Below are 476 nucleotides of genomic sequence, written 5' to 3'. Positions count from 1 at the left end.
CTGTAAAACTGAATCCTTAACCACTGCGCGCAGGACAGCGGCGCGACTCATCCTGCCGGTTGTGACCCACCGCCAGGCATTGCGACTCGGTTAACGGGACGGCGATTCCTTTGGCGTCTGTGTCAGACGAGGAAACCGCCATCGCTGTCATCGCCGGCCTCTTCGATCAGACGATCGAAATCGGGGATGGTGATGTGGCGCTTGCCTTCGACCTCGATGATGCCGTCCTTGCGCAGGGCGCTGATCTGACGGCTGACCGTTTCCAGCGTCAGGCCCAGATATTCCGACATCGCCTCACGCGTCAGCGGCAGGTCGACGACCACCCGGCCCTCGCTCTTCTGCATCTTCAACGAGGCATCGCGGCGGGCAATGATGGCAATCAGGCTGGCGATCTTCTCGCGCGCGGTCTTGCCACCGAGCAGCAGCATCCATTCCCGCGCCGCATCGAGTTCGCCGATGGGCATCTCCACCAGGCG

At 62.4% G+C, this 476-nt stretch carries 1 protein-coding gene; it reads right to left on the bottom strand.

The genetic code is table 11. The annotated features are described in order from the left end of the window. Positions 1 to 122: 122 nt before the first annotated feature. Positions 123 to 476, bottom strand: a 354-nt coding sequence (locus tag BTA51_RS28975) for a helix-turn-helix domain-containing protein (RefSeq protein ID WP_141215716.1), incomplete at its 5' end; no start/stop codon positions are given.

The organism is Hahella sp. CCB-MM4 (assembly GCF_002260525.1).
Classification (GTDB): Bacteria; Pseudomonadota; Gammaproteobacteria; order Pseudomonadales; family Oleiphilaceae; genus Hahella.
Note: the sequence above shows the minus strand (reverse complement) of the source record. Positions and strands in the feature narration are given on the sequence as shown.